Below are 14,839 nucleotides of genomic sequence, written 5' to 3' on the forward strand. Positions count from 1 at the left end.
CACGTTTTATGAAAGAGACTTCATTCGATTTTCCCGCGCAGGCTATCGTTGCGCCCTTATGTCAGGCGCTGGCACAAACCGACGCGATTGTAGCGGCGCCCCCGGGCGCTGGGAAGTCTACGGTATTGCCCCTGGCTTTGTTAAGCCACTTTCCCGATAAGCGCATTGTACTGATGCAGCCGCGGCGAGTGGTAGTAAGAAACTTAGCGCTCTTTTTAGCTTCACAACTCGGTGAAGAGGTAGGGCAGAAAGTGGGGTATCGCATTCGAGGGGAGAACCGGGTTAGCGAGCACACCCGATTGGAAATTATCACCGAGGGCATATTGAGCCGGCGGATTGAACATGATCCGGAGCTAAGCGGTGTGGATATTGTTATATTCGACGAATTTCATGAGCGAAGTATTCACAGCGACTATGGCTTGGCGCTAGCTTTAGAGGTGCAACAAGGGCTACGGGACGATTTACGCCTGGTCGTGATGTCGGCCACCCTGGATACACAGGCCGTAGCCAGGCTATTGCCCGCTGCCAGGGTGCTTTCCAGCGAAGGGAAAATGTACCCGGTAGAAGAAGTCTACACAGGGCAGGTAGCCCCCCGCATGCTGCACCAAAAAGTAGCCGACTATACAGCGTTGGCCTGTACTAACCACAGCGGCGATGTCTTAGTTTTTTTGCCCGGCGCCGGGGCAATTAATAAGGTGACCCAGTTACTGACCGCCAAACGCTTGCCCGGGGTAGTGATTCATTCACTGTATGGCGCGCTAGATAAAGCCACTCAGCAACTTGCATTGGACAAAGATCCCCAGGGCAGACAAAAAATCATTCTGGCCACCAATATTGCCGAAACTTCTTTAACCATAGCGAATATTGCAGTGGTGGTAGACAGTGGTCTGGAAAATATCGCCCAATTCCATCCCGCTAGCGGCTTAACCCAGCTGCAAACCCAAATGATTTCCCAGGCCAGCGCGACACAGCGGAAAGGCCGTGCGGGGCGGCTCGGCCCGGGAATCTGTTATCGTCTTTGGGCCAAAGAGCAGCAAGACCGTCTGGCCCGTTACAGTACGCCGCAAATACTGCGAGAAGATAGCAGCATGCTTTACCTCAGCGCTCTGGGCTGGGGCACGACCGTAGGTCAGCTAGCATTGCTGGATAAGCCCGGTAGTGCACAACTTAGTGCGGCACGTTCTTTATTATTGCGAATAGGTGCCATAGATAACCAGCAGCGAATTACCCCTTATGGCCGTAAACTCGTCAATCTGCCGTGCCACCCCCGGTTGGCGCATATGCTGCTACAGGCACAGCAATATCCTGGTGCCGCAGCGGCTTCACTGTTGCATGCCGGAGTATGGATAGCCGCCCTTAGCGAAGACACCACCGGCCAGACCGATGGGCTGACAGCCCATGATGTACTGAGTAATCTGCAGGGCCATTTGCGAAGCCGTTTACAGCAGCAGGCAAAACGCTATTGGGGGGTATTGCGCCAATCTGGTGAGCTGTGCGCTCCGGCCGAACTAGCGCCTGATGATATCGCGGCAGTTATTGCCCTGGCCTATGACGACTTAATTGCCTACCGCACCGGCGAGGGTCAGTGGAAAATGGCTAATGGAAAAGGCGCAGATATGCCGGGGTCGACTTATCTGGGCCCCTGGCTGACGGTATTAAAAGGCCAGCAAATCGACAACCAGGTTTATATAAGATTGGCGCAGCCAGTGAATGTCGAAACGCTAAAACAGCTGTTCCCACACTATTTTAGTACCACTACAGAGGTCAACTATCATACCGGTGAGCAGCGGATGCAGGCGCGCAAGGTGTCACGCTTTCAACAGATAAGCTTATTGAGTGAACCTGTAGGTAGCATGTCAGCGGAACAAATAGGCAAGGCTTGGTATGACTATCTGTTAACGTTGAACCCCACAGACTGGCCGTTAGATGACACCGCTAAGCAATGGCTCCATCGCCTGCAACTGGCTGCTACACTGAACCTGCCGCAACCGCAGGCATTCGACACTCCGCCGCCCTGGCCAGCCCAGGGCAATCCCCTGACTATTATTTCTGCACAACAACTGGTGGCTAAACTGGGCCGCTGTAAGAAACGCAGTGAGTTAGCTAAACTGCCGTGGGTTAATATGCTCCATCAGGCACTGCCCTGGTCTCAGCAGCATGCGCTGGATACCTATTTGCCGACCAGTATCATGGTGCCGTCGGGGTTTGATCGGCCATTAGTATACCAGCCGGACGGCCAGGTCATCCTGGCGGTAAAAATGCAGGAAATGTTTGGTAGCACCGACCCATTGTTCGTGGGTCAGGGGCGTCAGCCGGTTACTCTGTCACTGTTGTCGCCGGCGGGCAGACCATTACAGATGACGGCGGATCTGGGACAGTTCTGGCAAGGTAGTTATCAGCAAATTAAAAAAGAAATGAAAGGCCGTTACCCAAAACATCCATGGCCTGATGATCCGACCAGTGCCCCGGCTACAACCCGCACCAAACGTGCAATGCGTTGATAATTATCGCATTTAACAATTGCTTAATTTTAAAAATACAGCTGATTAATAAATGCACTAATAATGTGTGATTTTTGCGCTGTTCAGCGCTGCCTTTGTGTGCCTATACTGGCGTTGTTGTACAAATCTATAACCACAACAAGGAGGGGCTCAATGAGCAGAGTCGCATTAGTTACAGGCGGAACCCGGGGTATTGGTGAAGCTATTTGTACAGCATTACACGATGCTGGGTATAAAGTGATTGCCAATTACTGTGGTAACGATGAGGCAGCGCAAGCGTTTACTAAAAAGACGTCAATTCCGTCTTTAAAGTTTGATGTATCAGATCATGAAGCGACACAAGAGGCCATCAATCATATTGAAAGTGATTATGGACCTATAGATATACTGGTAAATAATGCCGGTATTACCCGTGATGGAACCATGCACAGAATGGATTTTGAGCAGTGGAATGCCGTTATACAAACCAATCTGGGCTCATGTTTCAATACGTCTCGCTGTGTTATTGAAGGTATGCGTAGCCGTGGTTTTGGGCGGATTGTCAACGTAGGTTCAATTAACGGACAGGCAGGGCAGTATGGTCAGGTAAACTATGCTGCAGCAAAATCTGGTATTCATGGCTTTACTAAAGCATTAGCGCAAGAAGGGGCGGGCAAGGGAATTACCGTTAACGCCATTGCGCCAGGCTATGTAGATACTGAAATGGTCAGAGCGGTACCTGAAGAAGTGCTACAGAAAATCATTGCCCGAATTCCGGTCGGCCGACTGGGCAAGCCCGAAGACATTGCCCGTACGGTTTTGTTTTTAGTCGACGATAACGCCGCCTTTATTACCGGTTCTACTTTATCAGTTAACGGCGGTCAGCATATGTACTGATCCGCCATCAGGTTAACCATTCACCGCAGGCGAAATTAACTCTTTTCCCCTGCGGTAAGCTCGACCCCCAGTTTACGCATTACATCCTCGCCAGGAAATCCATCTGCTATTAACTCATTGGCTAACTGAAATTCACGAATACCAGCCCGGGTTGCAGGCCCTAAAATACCGTCGGGTTTACCTACATCAAAACCTTCTTGGTTGAGGGTCTTTTGTAAGTCGATGATGTTGTCCCGACTATAGGCGGGGAGGTCAGGCAACGAAGCGACCAAACCTTTTGCCCCAGCTAATTGATTCGCCAGCTCACCTACTGCGATGGCGTAAAATTCAGAATTGTTCCAGCGCATAATCACCCGAAAATTGTGATAGGCAAGAAAAGCCGGTCCTTTGTGCCCAGCGGGTACTACCACATACGCTGTCAAATCGCTGTCGGGTAACGGGTTACCATTTGCCTGAGTCAGGCCCAGTTGTTGCCATTGTGTCAGGCTTTGGCGGTTTTGATAGCCGGTTTGGCGGTAGTCAAAACCCTTGGGCAGCTGAATTTCACGGCCCCATCGAAAACCCGGCTCCCAGCCTAAATTATCGAGAAAATTAGCGGCCGACGTTAGTGCGTCAGGTTCGCTTTCCCATAAATTTGCCAAGCCGTCGCCATCACCATCAACGGCATAGCGATAATACGCCGTGGGCATAAATTGGGTGTGGCCCATCGCACCCGCCCAGGATCCCACCATTGCTTCCGGGCTAAGTTGTTCTCGTTGCATAAGTTTCAGAGCGGTCATGAGTTCGCCAGTAAAATAATCGCTACGGCGCTGGTCACAGGCCAGCGTAGCCAACGAACTCAGCACCGGCATGGTGCCTTTATAGGAACCAAAATTGGTTTCAAGGCCCCAAAACGCCACCAAATAATGCGGCGGGATACCATATTTTGCTTCCAGTTCATTCAACAAGGAGGCGTGCTGTTGCAGCATTTCGCGGCCCTTATCAATACGCCATGAGGTGACTCTTTTGCTGTAATAAGAAGGGAAGGTGGTAACAAATTCGGGCTGGCTGCGGTCAAGCTCAATAACCCGGGGAACAAACGACACGCTGGCAAACGCCTTGTTTACGACTGCTTCGTCCACGCCTGCAGCTATCGCCTGAGTGGAAAGCCTGTCTTTACATTGAGCAAAGTCTTCGGCCGCCTGAGCGCTGGCGCCGAGAAAAAAAGTGGCGACGGCCAGGCCAGATATAACATTACAAAAACGCTTCATACAAATACCTCAATATGGCAAGGTCCTCATGCTATCGCAAAGGGCCATATTGAGGCGAATTAATTATCGGTGGTCAGACATATTTATGGATAAAGTCGGTAACCAGTGGGCGGACGAATTTACGAAATTTAGACCCACTGAAAATTCCGTAGTGCCCTGCGCCCTGTTGTATATAATGTTTGCGCTTAGAATGCGGGATACTTTTACAAATGGTCTGGGCGGCTTCGGTCTGACCCAGGCCACATATATCATCGTCGGCTCCCTCTACAGTTAGCAACGGGGTATCGACGATCGCTTCAAAGTTAACAGGTTCACCTTTATAAGTAATTGCGCCGTTGGCCAGTTCGTTGTTTTTAAATACTCTTTCGATAGTTTCTAAATAAAACTCAGCCGGGATATCCAGTACCGCCATATACTCATCGTAAAAGGCGCGAAAGCGGTCGGCGTCTTCTTCTTCGCCATACACCAGGTTTTGAAAAAAGTTGGCGTATTTCTTCATATGCCCCTGATGATTCATACTAATAAAGCCACCGAGCTGCATAAAGCCAGGATAAACTTGTCGGCCTTCGCCAGGATAGCCGTACGGTACGGTCATTATCGCCACATTGCGAAACCAGGCCATCGAGTGCTGACTCGAAAATTCGTTAACCCGGGTAGGATTTTTACTGGTATCTAAAGGGCCCGCCATTAAGGTCAGGGTTTTTGGTACCGCGTCACTTTTGCGTTCCGCCATCACCGCTGTGGCAATAAGGGCTTGTACAGTAGGCTGACAAATAGCGATTAAATGGGTATCGGGGCCTAGATATTCCAAAAACTCTATGAGGTATTCTACGTAGCAGTCAAAGGTAAACGGCCCTTCTTCCAAGGGCACTTCTTTTGCGTCAGCCCAATCGGTAACATACACCTCGTGGTCCGGCAACAAGGCTTCAACCGTGCCTTTCAATAGGGTGGCAAAATGGCCTGACAACGGCGCGACCAAAAGTACCTTATGGGTATCTTTTATCCCCTGACGGTTAAAGTGAATCAGGTCGCAAAATGGTTTGCTTAGGGTTATTTCTTCACACACCCGATGACGCTTACCTTGAATATGAAATTCATCAATATTGAAACCTAACTTTTCGTAACGTTGGGTTAATCGCATAGCGGTTTCAAGGGAGGCTTTGGTTATTCTGCCAGGTAACGTGTGTGAATATAAGTTGGCCGGATGGTTCGCCACAGCATTTAGTAAACTGAAGCCCTCATGCATGACATGAGCGGTGCGGGTAAGATAATCATAAGCCTGGTAGTTCATATCGTCTCTCCACAAACATAGGCAACAGAAATGTCATCTCACAACAAGCGAGTGAGAGCGTATGGAAAGCTGCCGGCGTGCGCCGGCAGGCCCACTATACCTGGGTCGCAGAAGTGAATTTCGTACCCATATCTTCACTCATGCCTTTAACCATTTCACCGGCTTTCTGCTGCGCTTCACTCACAATCGAATAAGATGTTTTCGCCGTCTCTGTCATCTTTTCCTGAACAGATTCCATATAGGCCTTTTGGGTTTCAGCCATTGCCATCATATCTTTTTGCTGGCTCAGCTGTTCCATATAAGACATACCGTCTGTCAGAAGCGATGAATAAAGCTCACTCTGTTTTTCGGCCAGGCTTTGCATGGTATTCATGTTAAGGGCAGCCAGATCGGTCATTGGCTTCATGGCATTTTTCATTTGTTCATTTAATTGTTCAAACATGGCGTTTCTCCGTTGGGGCGATATTAATTAGTCGATTTAGGTGCCGCAGCTTTAGGCGATGTACGGCGGCTGCGGGGCGCTTTCTTTGGCGCAGCCGGGGCGGCGTCAATAGCCTGTTTCACCGCCTCAGCGGTTTTATCCGTAGCTTGTTCTACTGCGCTTGCTGCTTCAGCTGTATTTTGTTCTACCGCAGAAGTAGTTTGTTCAGCGATGTCTTCACTCGCACTGGCCGCGCTTTGCGCCGTGCTATCGGCGTTTTCCTGTACGTCCTTTACGATGTCCTTTTGCACCTGGGCTGCTGCATCTGCGGTCTCGGCAACATTATTTTTAGCCTGCTGGGTAGATTGCTGCATAGTGTCTTCAGTTTGCGCTTGCGCCTGTTGCATCGAGCTGGATACCACGCTGGTCATTTGTTCGCGCATATCGGTCAGCGTGGTGTAGGTATCCTTGGATGCTGCAGTCAAACGTTCACGCAAAGCACTGGCATATTCGGTATTGGCCGATAGAAAGGTTTTCAATTCTGGCTGAACCGAAATGGTTTCCATGTACTTCACACCGTCAGACAACATGCCCGTAAATAACTGCGTTTGTTGCTGAGCCAGACTTTCAAAGGTCTTTGCATTCAGTTCAAGCAAGGTATGCACAGGTTGTGCGCTGGTTTTCAGTTGGTCTGAAAATTTACCGAACATGGTTTTCTCCCTTATGTTTACTTTCGTAAAGCCAGAATGCTGCGCTGCAGCAAAGTTGTCTAAATAGTAGACAGTGAGAAGCGCAAAGTCAACTGCATATGCTGCGCTGCAGCATGGTTTCTTATATCAATATTTTATATCGATAGCGGTTTAAATGCTGCAATGCAGCATAAAGAGGTTATCCAAGTTAGAAAAACGCTAAAAAGTAAGGTAAGGCAAGTGAACAGCGTATATAAGACGGGGTAAAAAGGAGAGTGGGGGCCGGTTTTTTGGCGCAGAGGTTCGCCAGTTATTTACGCGGCTTTTTAGTGGTATTCCACATCTCCATGTTTTGCTCAATGACTTTATTAAATACATTGAAAGGGTTGGCATCAAGCATATTTTTCATTACACCCTGCATTTGATCGTGCTGCTCGATAAAATGCAGCAGACTCTGCTCCAAGTACTGACGGACATAATCTTCCATATCTGTGTCGTAATAACGGATTAACTGTTTAAGCAAAGAGTTGGTTAACAAAGACTGACTGTCGTTGGATTCAGACTCACTAATTATTTGTAGGAGTAATGATTTAGTAATATCGTCTTCTGTTTTGGAGTCGACCACCATAAAATCCTGGTGTTCTGCAATCAAGGTTTTGATGTACTCCAAATTCACGTATTGGCTGCGGGACGTATCGTACAGCCTGCGGTTAGGGTATTTTTTAATAATAATCATAAGGCAGTCTGGTAGCGAAAACGATACTCTCAGAGTAGCGTAATCTCAGTACCTTCAGCAAGCCCTCAACCATGCGAAAGCAAGCAAAGATTGCAGACTGCGCCATTTTTACTTACCTGGGGTGTGAGATAAACAGACACTTTTCATTGTGGCCTGTGCATGTTAGCGTGCTGTTGTGAGCTAACACTATGATTTACATAGTTTATACGAAACTGGTATGGAATTGGCTTCTGTACTGTGGCACGCCCTTTTATACAAGGGCAATTCAAAAACTGACCTGGAGTCAACGTATGAACAAATTTATTAAGACTATTGCCGCTGGTGCGGTTATCGCAAGTGTTTCTTCTTTTGCTGTTAATGCGCAAGAAGAATCCACGCAACCAGCTCAGCAAGAAGCACAGCAGCAGGCTGCCAATTTTGATGACACCACTTTGCTGAAATTCACCATGGCAATGGAAGCGGTCAGTGATGTAGCCAACAAATTTGATTCGCAGTTCAAAAATGTTGAAAGCCCTGAAAAAGCTCAGGAAATCCAAAAGAAAGCACAAACTGAAATGGTTGAGCAGATTGAAAAAACCGGCCTGTCAGTAGAGACATACACAACGATTGCACAACAGGTCCAGACTGACCAGAAATTACGCGAGCGGGTACTAACTATTGCCCGTGAAAACCAGCAGGAAAATAGCTAAACCTGTGAGGTTTACGCAGCCGGTTATTGCCAGCGCGTAATGGGGACTAGTTTTCCTCTTTAAGCTCTTCCTGCGCCCGCCTTATTAAGGTGGGCGCAGTCGTTTTTAATGGTTAATATACTGCGACCGGGAAACAGACAAGCCTCCCCTATATGGCCACCTCAGCTTGCACATCTCACCGAACCATTCGCCGACCCTATGAGCGTGTGTTCGCCTTGGCAATCACCCTGCATAAGTAAACTGAGTCAGGTCAACCACACCGCCATGCCGGCCAGAGCATAAAAACTGTATGCGTCGCCGCGCGCGGGATGGGGAACCTACCTTAGAGAGTTTTTCTCACATAGCTGCCGGGCGCCTCTTCGCGAGCCGGAAATTCCACATGTTCGCCCGGCATAATGGCCTGAACTTTGGTTTTATCCTGCGCGGTAAGCCACTGGCGCCAATCTGGCCACCAGGAGCCTTCATGCTGCTCGGCTTGCTCAAACCATTGGTGTGCATCACCTTCTAGTGATGGGTTGATCCAATGGGGATACTTGCCACTGTTGTCGGGGTTAATTACTCCGGCAAGATGGCCAGAGCCTGCTAAAACAAAGCGGGTCTCGCCGCTTACGAGCCGGGTGCCTGCGTAAGCGCCTTGCCACAACACGATATGGTCGGCCAGGGTAGCCAAAAAGTACACTGGCATATCGATATTAGCTAAATCGATAGCAATGCCATCAATAGTCAGGCCACCCGGTTCTTTCAGTTTGTTTTTCCAATACGTATGGCGCACATACTGTTTAAAACAGGCAGCGGTTATATTGGTCGCGTCACTATTCCAATAAAGAATATCAAAAGGCGCCGGGTCTTTGCCCTTAAGATAATTGTTGATGAAGTAAGACCAGAATAAATTGTTCTCCCGCAGTAATGAAAAGCTCAGGCCTAAAATTCGACCATCATAAATGCCTTTTATATCGGCATTGTTTTCCATTATGGCGATACTGTCATCATTGACGTAATTACCTATCTCTCCTTGTATGGTAAAGTCGAGCAGGGTAGTCAGCAGGGTTAACGAACCGATGCGTTCGTCGTGTTTAGCCCGCAAATAGGCCGCAGTTACGCTCAATAGCGTACCCCCTACGCAGAAGCCGGTCATATTCACTTTGCTCTGCCCGGTAACCCGACACACCACATCCAACGCGGCTATAGGCCCCTGGTGCATATAACTGGCAAAATCGTGCTCGGCTAAACTGGCATCGGGGTTTACCCACGAAATCATAAATACCGCGAACCCCTTATCCAGCAATCCTTTCACCATAGATTTACGTTCGTTTAAATCAAGAATATAAAACTTATTAATGAACGGCGGTACAAATAATATCGGCCGTGCATATTGTTTCGGTGTTGCCGGTGTGTAGTGGATAAGCTGCATTAGCGGGTTTTCGTAAATGATTTTACCCGGCGTGGTTGCCAGGTTGTCACCCACGCTAAACGCATCGGTGGCGGTCTGGGTAATTTTAAATGCTTCAAGCGGACTATGTTCCAGGTCCCGCAAAAAGTTCTTTATACCCTGCACCATGCTTTGCCCTTTGGTTTTGAGCAGCTCTTCGCATACCTCCGGATTACACATTAAATAATTGGTGGGCGCCATGGAGTTCATATACTGTCGTGTATAAAAGCGCACCTGCTCGGCACATTTTGGGTCTTTAAAATGCATGGCTTCTACTACGCCCTGCATCATTTGAGTATTTATCAGGTATGACTGTTTTAAAAAGCTGAAGACCGGGTTATCTTGCCAATCGTTGTGAGCAAAGCGTTTGTCATCCTGACTCTCGCTGATCACCGGCTCGACTTTCTCCCCCATCATCACTTTACCCATTTGCTGCCATAGCTGGCTTTGTTGCTGCATAAAGGTGAGCTGGTGTTGCATCAAACTGGCTGAATCGACTTCGACATCTTCTTTGAGTAAGGAAAATAATTTTTCCTGGTCAAACATGGGCTGCCCATCGTGACTCTGCGTACGCTGGCTAAGTACTTGCTGCACCATGGCATTAAATTGTCCGGCATACTGATTTAACAGCGCCATCACTTCACTGTAATCATGTTGTTGCACACCGCCTCCTTATGATGTCTTGGCAGTACCCTGAGACGCCATCTGCTCAAACATTTTCTGGTAAAAACTAAAGGCTTGCTGACTCCCCTGAAGATAAGGTTTAAGCATAGACATCAGCGCTTCCTGATTGCCACTCTTGAGCTGGTCTACCAACAGGTTAAGGGTGGACTCATGCAGCTTGCTTAAATCAGGCCAGCCGCATAATTCGCGTGCTTCCTGAGGGGATAGTTCCATATCGATGGAAATTTTCATAGTTCGTTCCTTACAAATAAATCCCACTGGATCAGATGGTTAACCAGGCCTTATGAGGTATACTGATTCACCGGCTGTAAACTGAACGCTGTCACACTGGAAATTGCTTAATGAAACCCGCAGAATTCCTCCCAGTGTTCCTCCATCATGGCATGATAAGTGGCTAAAAAACAAACTAAAGCGAAAAAAAATCGCCGTAGCTTTACCGGCTTACTGATTAAACTTTGCATTGTGGCAATGGTTATAGTGGCCGGCTATATGATTTACCTGGACGCGCAGATAAAGCACACTTTCACCGGCAACAAGTGGGAAGTGCCAGCCCAAATCTATGCCCGCCCGTTGGTGCTTAGCAAAACCCTGGAAATAACGCCCACCGAGGTATTGGAAGAATTATCACTACTGGGCTACCGCAAAGTCACCAATCCTGATAGTAGCGGGGAATATGCGTACTGGAACCGTAAGCTCATTATGGTACGGCGTGCCTTTCAGTTTGCCGATGGTTATGAGTCTATGCGTAAACTCACTATTACCTGGCAGGGTAATCGGATTGAATCTATAACCGACCATACTGCAGGGCAAACCGTGGGAACGGTGCGTCTGGAGCCCTGGCTAGTGACCCGGCTGGTAAGCAGCGCGCGCGAAGATCGCATGCTGGTAACCCTTGATACTGTCCCTGATATGCTGCCAAAAACCCTGACGCTGGTAGAGGATCGGGATTTTTACGATCATCACGGCGTAGCACCGTTATCTATTGTACGTGCCCTAATCGCTAATTTACGGGCGGGGAAAACGGTGCAAGGCGGCAGCACACTGACTCAGCAGTTGGTTAAAAACCTCTACCTTAGCCGTGAAAAATCCATTATTCGCAAAGCCAAAGAAGCTCTGATGGCGATTATCATTGATGCCCGCTATAGCAAATCAGAAATTTTACAGGCCTACATGAATGAGGTATTCCTGGCGCAAAATGGCGATATGGCCGTTCATGGCTTCGGGCTGGCCAGTTATTACTTTTTTGACCGCCCGGCCACCGAGCTTAATGTACCGGAAATTGCGACACTGGTAGCGATGATTAAAGGGCCTTCTTTTTATAATCCGCGACGCCATCCAGAGCGGGTATTGGAACGGCGTAATTTAATTTTACGTTTATTGTTTGAGGCGAATGAAATAACCGCCAAGCAATATGAGTCGTATTTGAACGCACCAATGGGCCTTGCCAGTGGTGCAAGCCTGGCAAGCGGTAAGCATCCCGCGTTTATGCAAAAAGTAAGGCAGGAATTAAAGGAAATTCTGGCTGATCCGAGCTTACGCGACTCTGGCGTTAAGGTCTTTACCACGTTAGATATTTATGCTCAGCGCCGGGCTGAGAAGGCTTTGTCGTCAACTTTAGACGGCTTGCAAAAAGATCGTAAAGCGAAGCTGGAAGGTGCGATGGTGGTGACCCATATCGATACCGGCGAAGTACGGGCTATTGTAGGCTCCCGGCAAGCGGACTATAACGGTTTTAATCGCGCGCTGGATGCTAAGCGTCAAGTTGGTTCACTGATTAAGCCAGCGGTGTTTTTAACGGCGTTGGAAGATCCTACCGAATTCAATTTAGCCACCCCCTTGCAGGATAAGCCCATCACTTTGAAAAGCAAAGATGGCAAGCTATGGTCGCCGCGTAACTACGATAAAGCATTTCGCGGAGAAGTACCGCTGGTCACGGCCCTGATAGAATCCCTCAATGTACCTACCGTGAATCTGGGGATGGAAGTGGGCTTGGATAAGGTTATTGAAACCGTGCGTCGCCTGGGTGTAAATAGCTGGATAAGAGAAGTTCCTGCGTTAACATTAGGTTCTATGAGTATGGCACCGATTCAAACCAATCAGATGTACCAGACTATTTCTAATAATGGCCGGTATATTCCGTTGCATACGGTATCGGCGGTGGTTTCGGCTAATGACAAGCTGTTGTGGAAACATGCTGAGTTTTATTCCCAGCGCGCGGATGAAGCCGCTACTTATTTACTGAATTACGGGCTATTTAAAGTAACTCGCGAGGGCACGGCAAAGCGGCTCGGGGGGCAGTTTCCCAATATCAATATGGCGGGTAAAACGGGCACCACGGATGATTACCGGGATAGCTGGTTTACCGGATTTGACCGCAATAATGTGTCTACCATTTGGGTGGGGAATGATGATAACGAGCCGGTAAACTTGACCGGCGCTGGGGGTGCGCTACCGGTGTTTATTAATTATCAAAAATTGCAGTCTCCAAAATCACTATCCCGACGTTTCCCGGACGGGCTGGGCATTGCACATTTTAATAAAAACACCGGTAAAGTTACCGTGGCCGGGTGTCCTGATTCTTTAAGCGTGCCGGCTATCTTAGAGGTGCTGCCGCCGCCGCGTACGGGTTGTCGCGGAGAAACCATTGAGCCACCTAAAAGCGATAAACAGGACGATAAGAGCTGGTGGGACCGCTGGTTCGACTAAAAAAAATCTTACACCTGATAAGCCGCTAAGCCTGACCCCAGCACGTCATCGCCGGGCTAAACCTGCTGCGCTTATCAGGCGTAAGCCTAAGTCCAACGGGAGCGGAACAAACAGTGGGGGGGGGAATTATCGCCGCCCCATAACCCGGTACACACTACTAATAATGATGGCGCTGGCGACAAATGCTGCCAACGGCGCCATAGATGCAATAAAAACAGCAGTATAACTAATCATAATGGCCTCACAAACCCTGTGCTGGCGTAATTGCCAACGTATTCCTTCTCGTGTTTCAACATACTGTTTGAAACACCGCTCAATCATAATCAGGTGAGTGCACTGCCTACTTCCGTACACTCGCGCTGTACAGCACGGCTATTGCCACACAGCATAGGTATTTCATACTAAGTCGCATTATATTTAGCGATAGTTGTGCCACCTCGGCTAATATTTTTAAACCTTTGATATATATGAGGATTATTTTTTTAGGGGAAGGAGTCTGTACCGTTGCTGTTAGTGTTACGCTATATTTTAGTGGTTTAACCAACTAGCCGGTGGTCAAAATGACCACCGGTAAAGTTTATTGATAATTAGCCGATGTTCATGCGTTTATTCGCCACCGCGTAGCTTAGCAATGACGGTCATTACAGCAACGACCAGCGCACCTGCAACAAACCCGGCCACACCGTCTACGGCAATACTAACTAACAAGGGCATCGCCTGAATGCTGTGTATAATTTGTTCCGCGAGATGATGAATAAAGGGCACATTGTGCGTCAGGATACCGCCACCAACCAAAAACATGGCTACCGTGCCGATAAGCGCCAGTGCTTTCATCAAAATAGGAGCCGCAATAAGTAAGCCGCGCCCACTCATGCGCTGCATGCTATTGAAATTGCCCGTTAGTGATTTTTTCAGCAGGTAAAGTCCAAGATCATCCATTTTTACGATAGCGGCCACCAGCCCATAAACGCCCACCGTAATGGCTACACTTAGCGCGCAAAGCACGCCAACCTGGGTCACAAAGTCCGCGCCCTGAATACTGCCTAAGGCAATGACAATGATTTCGGCAGATAAAATAAAATCGGTACGTATCGCTCCTTTTATCTTCTCTTTTTCCATCGCTACCAGGTCTACATTTTTATCACTAAGTTGCTTGATGCGGGCTTCTCGCTCGGCCTCCGTATCTTTGGGAAACAGGCGATGAAAGACCTTTTCGGCACCCTCATAGCACAAATACAGGCCGCCAATTACCAAAAAGACCGTAATAAGCACCGGTAACAAAGCGCTGATCAGTAGCGCTGCTGGTACCAGTATAACCTTATTGAGCAATGACCCTTTGGCCACTGCCCATACCACCGGCAGTTCGCGCTCAGCGCGCACTCCCTGAACCTGATCAGCATTGAGCGCGAGATCATCGCCCAATACGCCTGCCGTTTTTTTTGCGGCGACTTTCGACATCACCGAAATATCATCCAGCAATGTTGCGATGTCATCGATTAAGGCAAGTAAATTGGCTGCGGCCACACACATTCCCCTTGGCTAAGTAGTTGATAGGACGTTTTGATTG

At 48.5% G+C, this 14,839-nt stretch carries 12 protein-coding genes; 4 read left to right on the top strand and 8 right to left on the bottom strand.

Going from position 1 to position 14,839, the window contains the following annotated elements; all coding sequences use genetic code 11:
- Positions 1 to 8 precede the first annotated feature (8 nt).
- Together hrpB and phbB are read left to right on the top strand one after the other, a co-directional pair.
- Positions 9 to 2,501, top strand: a complete 2,493-nt coding sequence (gene hrpB / locus D0Y50_RS01470; protein ID WP_117315161.1) for an ATP-dependent helicase HrpB — start codon at positions 9 to 11, stop codon at positions 2,499 to 2,501.
- A 153-nt stretch (positions 2,502 to 2,654) separates the two neighbouring features.
- The gene (gene phbB, locus D0Y50_RS01475; protein ID WP_108565731.1) at positions 2,655 to 3,377 is read left to right on the top strand and encodes an acetoacetyl-CoA reductase; all 723 of its coding nucleotides are present in this window, start codon (positions 2,655 to 2,657) and stop codon (positions 3,375 to 3,377) included.
- Between the two features lie 35 nt (positions 3,378 to 3,412).
- Here phbB and D0Y50_RS01480 read toward each other — a convergent pair whose 3' ends face one another.
- From D0Y50_RS01480 to phaR, 5 genes are all read right to left on the bottom strand, one after another.
- Positions 3,413 to 4,627 (bottom strand): lytic murein transglycosylase, encoded by a 1,215-nt coding sequence (locus tag D0Y50_RS01480; protein ID WP_108565730.1) that lies wholly within the window; start codon positions 4,625 to 4,627, stop codon positions 3,413 to 3,415.
- 73 nt (positions 4,628 to 4,700) lie between these two features.
- Entirely contained in the window at positions 4,701 to 5,918 is a 1,218-nt protein-coding gene (locus tag D0Y50_RS01485; RefSeq protein ID WP_108565729.1) for a polyhydroxyalkanoate depolymerase, read from the bottom strand.
- A gap of 94 nt (positions 5,919 to 6,012) precedes the next feature.
- Positions 6,013 to 6,360 (bottom strand): phasin family protein, encoded by a 348-nt coding sequence (locus tag D0Y50_RS01490; RefSeq protein ID WP_108565728.1) that lies wholly within the window; start codon positions 6,358 to 6,360, stop codon positions 6,013 to 6,015.
- 23 nt (positions 6,361 to 6,383) lie between these two features.
- Entirely contained in the window at positions 6,384 to 7,049 is a 666-nt protein-coding gene (phaP, locus tag D0Y50_RS01495) for a TIGR01841 family phasin (protein ID WP_117315163.1), read from the bottom strand.
- Between the two features lie 289 nt (positions 7,050 to 7,338).
- Positions 7,339 to 7,764, bottom strand: coding sequence for a polyhydroxyalkanoate synthesis repressor PhaR (phaR, locus tag D0Y50_RS01500; RefSeq protein ID WP_108565726.1), 426 nt, complete (start codon positions 7,762 to 7,764; stop codon positions 7,339 to 7,341).
- Between the two features lie 290 nt (positions 7,765 to 8,054).
- On the opposite strand from phaR, the gene D0Y50_RS01505 reads away from it, so the two are divergent.
- Positions 8,055 to 8,453, top strand: coding sequence for a DUF4168 domain-containing protein (locus tag D0Y50_RS01505; RefSeq protein ID WP_170145434.1), 399 nt, complete (start codon positions 8,055 to 8,057; stop codon positions 8,451 to 8,453).
- Positions 8,454 to 8,775: 322 nt separating this feature from the next.
- On the opposite strand, the gene D0Y50_RS01510 is transcribed toward D0Y50_RS01505, so the two are convergent.
- Together D0Y50_RS01510 and D0Y50_RS01515 are read right to left on the bottom strand one after the other, a co-directional pair.
- Positions 8,776 to 10,545 carry a PHA/PHB synthase family protein gene (locus D0Y50_RS01510; protein WP_117315165.1) on the bottom strand — a complete coding sequence of 590 codons (1,770 nt, stop codon included), beginning with the start codon at positions 10,543 to 10,545 and terminating at the stop codon, positions 8,776 to 8,778.
- Positions 10,546 to 10,554: 9 nt separating this feature from the next.
- Positions 10,555 to 10,797 carry a hypothetical protein gene (locus D0Y50_RS01515; protein ID WP_108565723.1) on the bottom strand — a complete coding sequence of 81 codons (243 nt, stop codon included), beginning with the start codon at positions 10,795 to 10,797 and terminating at the stop codon, positions 10,555 to 10,557.
- 159 nt (positions 10,798 to 10,956) lie between these two features.
- Between D0Y50_RS01515 and mrcB the strand changes: the two genes are divergently transcribed.
- Positions 10,957 to 13,272, top strand: a complete 2,316-nt coding sequence (gene mrcB, locus D0Y50_RS01520) for a penicillin-binding protein 1B (RefSeq protein ID WP_117315167.1) — start codon at positions 10,957 to 10,959, stop codon at positions 13,270 to 13,272.
- A gap of 606 nt (positions 13,273 to 13,878) precedes the next feature.
- Here mrcB and D0Y50_RS01530 read toward each other — a convergent pair.
- Positions 13,879 to 14,796, bottom strand: a complete 918-nt coding sequence (locus D0Y50_RS01530; protein WP_117315169.1) for a DUF808 domain-containing protein — start codon at positions 14,794 to 14,796, stop codon at positions 13,879 to 13,881.
- Positions 14,797 to 14,839: the final 43 nt, after the last annotated feature.

Source organism: Salinimonas sediminis (genome assembly GCF_003429285.1).
GTDB classification, from domain to species: Bacteria; Pseudomonadota; Gammaproteobacteria; order Enterobacterales; family Alteromonadaceae; genus Alteromonas; species Alteromonas indica.

Coding starts and splice junctions, on each gene's coding strand:
- hrpB (WP_117315161.1), top strand. CDS start 9: ATGAAAGAGACTTCATTCGATTTTCCCGCGCAGGCTATCGTTGCGCCC.
- phbB (WP_108565731.1), top strand. CDS start 2,655: ATGAGCAGAGTCGCATTAGTTACAGGCGGAACCCGGGGTATTGGTGAA.
- D0Y50_RS01480 (WP_108565730.1), bottom strand. CDS start 4,627: ATGAAGCGTTTTTGTAATGTTATATCTGGCCTGGCCGTCGCCACTTTT.
- D0Y50_RS01485 (WP_108565729.1), bottom strand. CDS start 5,918: ATGAACTACCAGGCTTATGATTATCTTACCCGCACCGCTCATGTCATG.
- D0Y50_RS01490 (WP_108565728.1), bottom strand. CDS start 6,360: ATGTTTGAACAATTAAATGAACAAATGAAAAATGCCATGAAGCCAATG.
- phaP (WP_117315163.1), bottom strand. CDS start 7,049: ATGTTCGGTAAATTTTCAGACCAACTGAAAACCAGCGCACAACCTGTG.
- phaR (WP_108565726.1), bottom strand. CDS start 7,764: ATGATTATTATTAAAAAATACCCTAACCGCAGGCTGTACGATACGTCC.
- D0Y50_RS01505 (WP_170145434.1), top strand. CDS start 8,055: ATGAACAAATTTATTAAGACTATTGCCGCTGGTGCGGTTATCGCAAGT.
- D0Y50_RS01515 (WP_108565723.1), bottom strand. CDS start 10,797: ATGAAAATTTCCATCGATATGGAACTATCCCCTCAGGAAGCACGCGAA.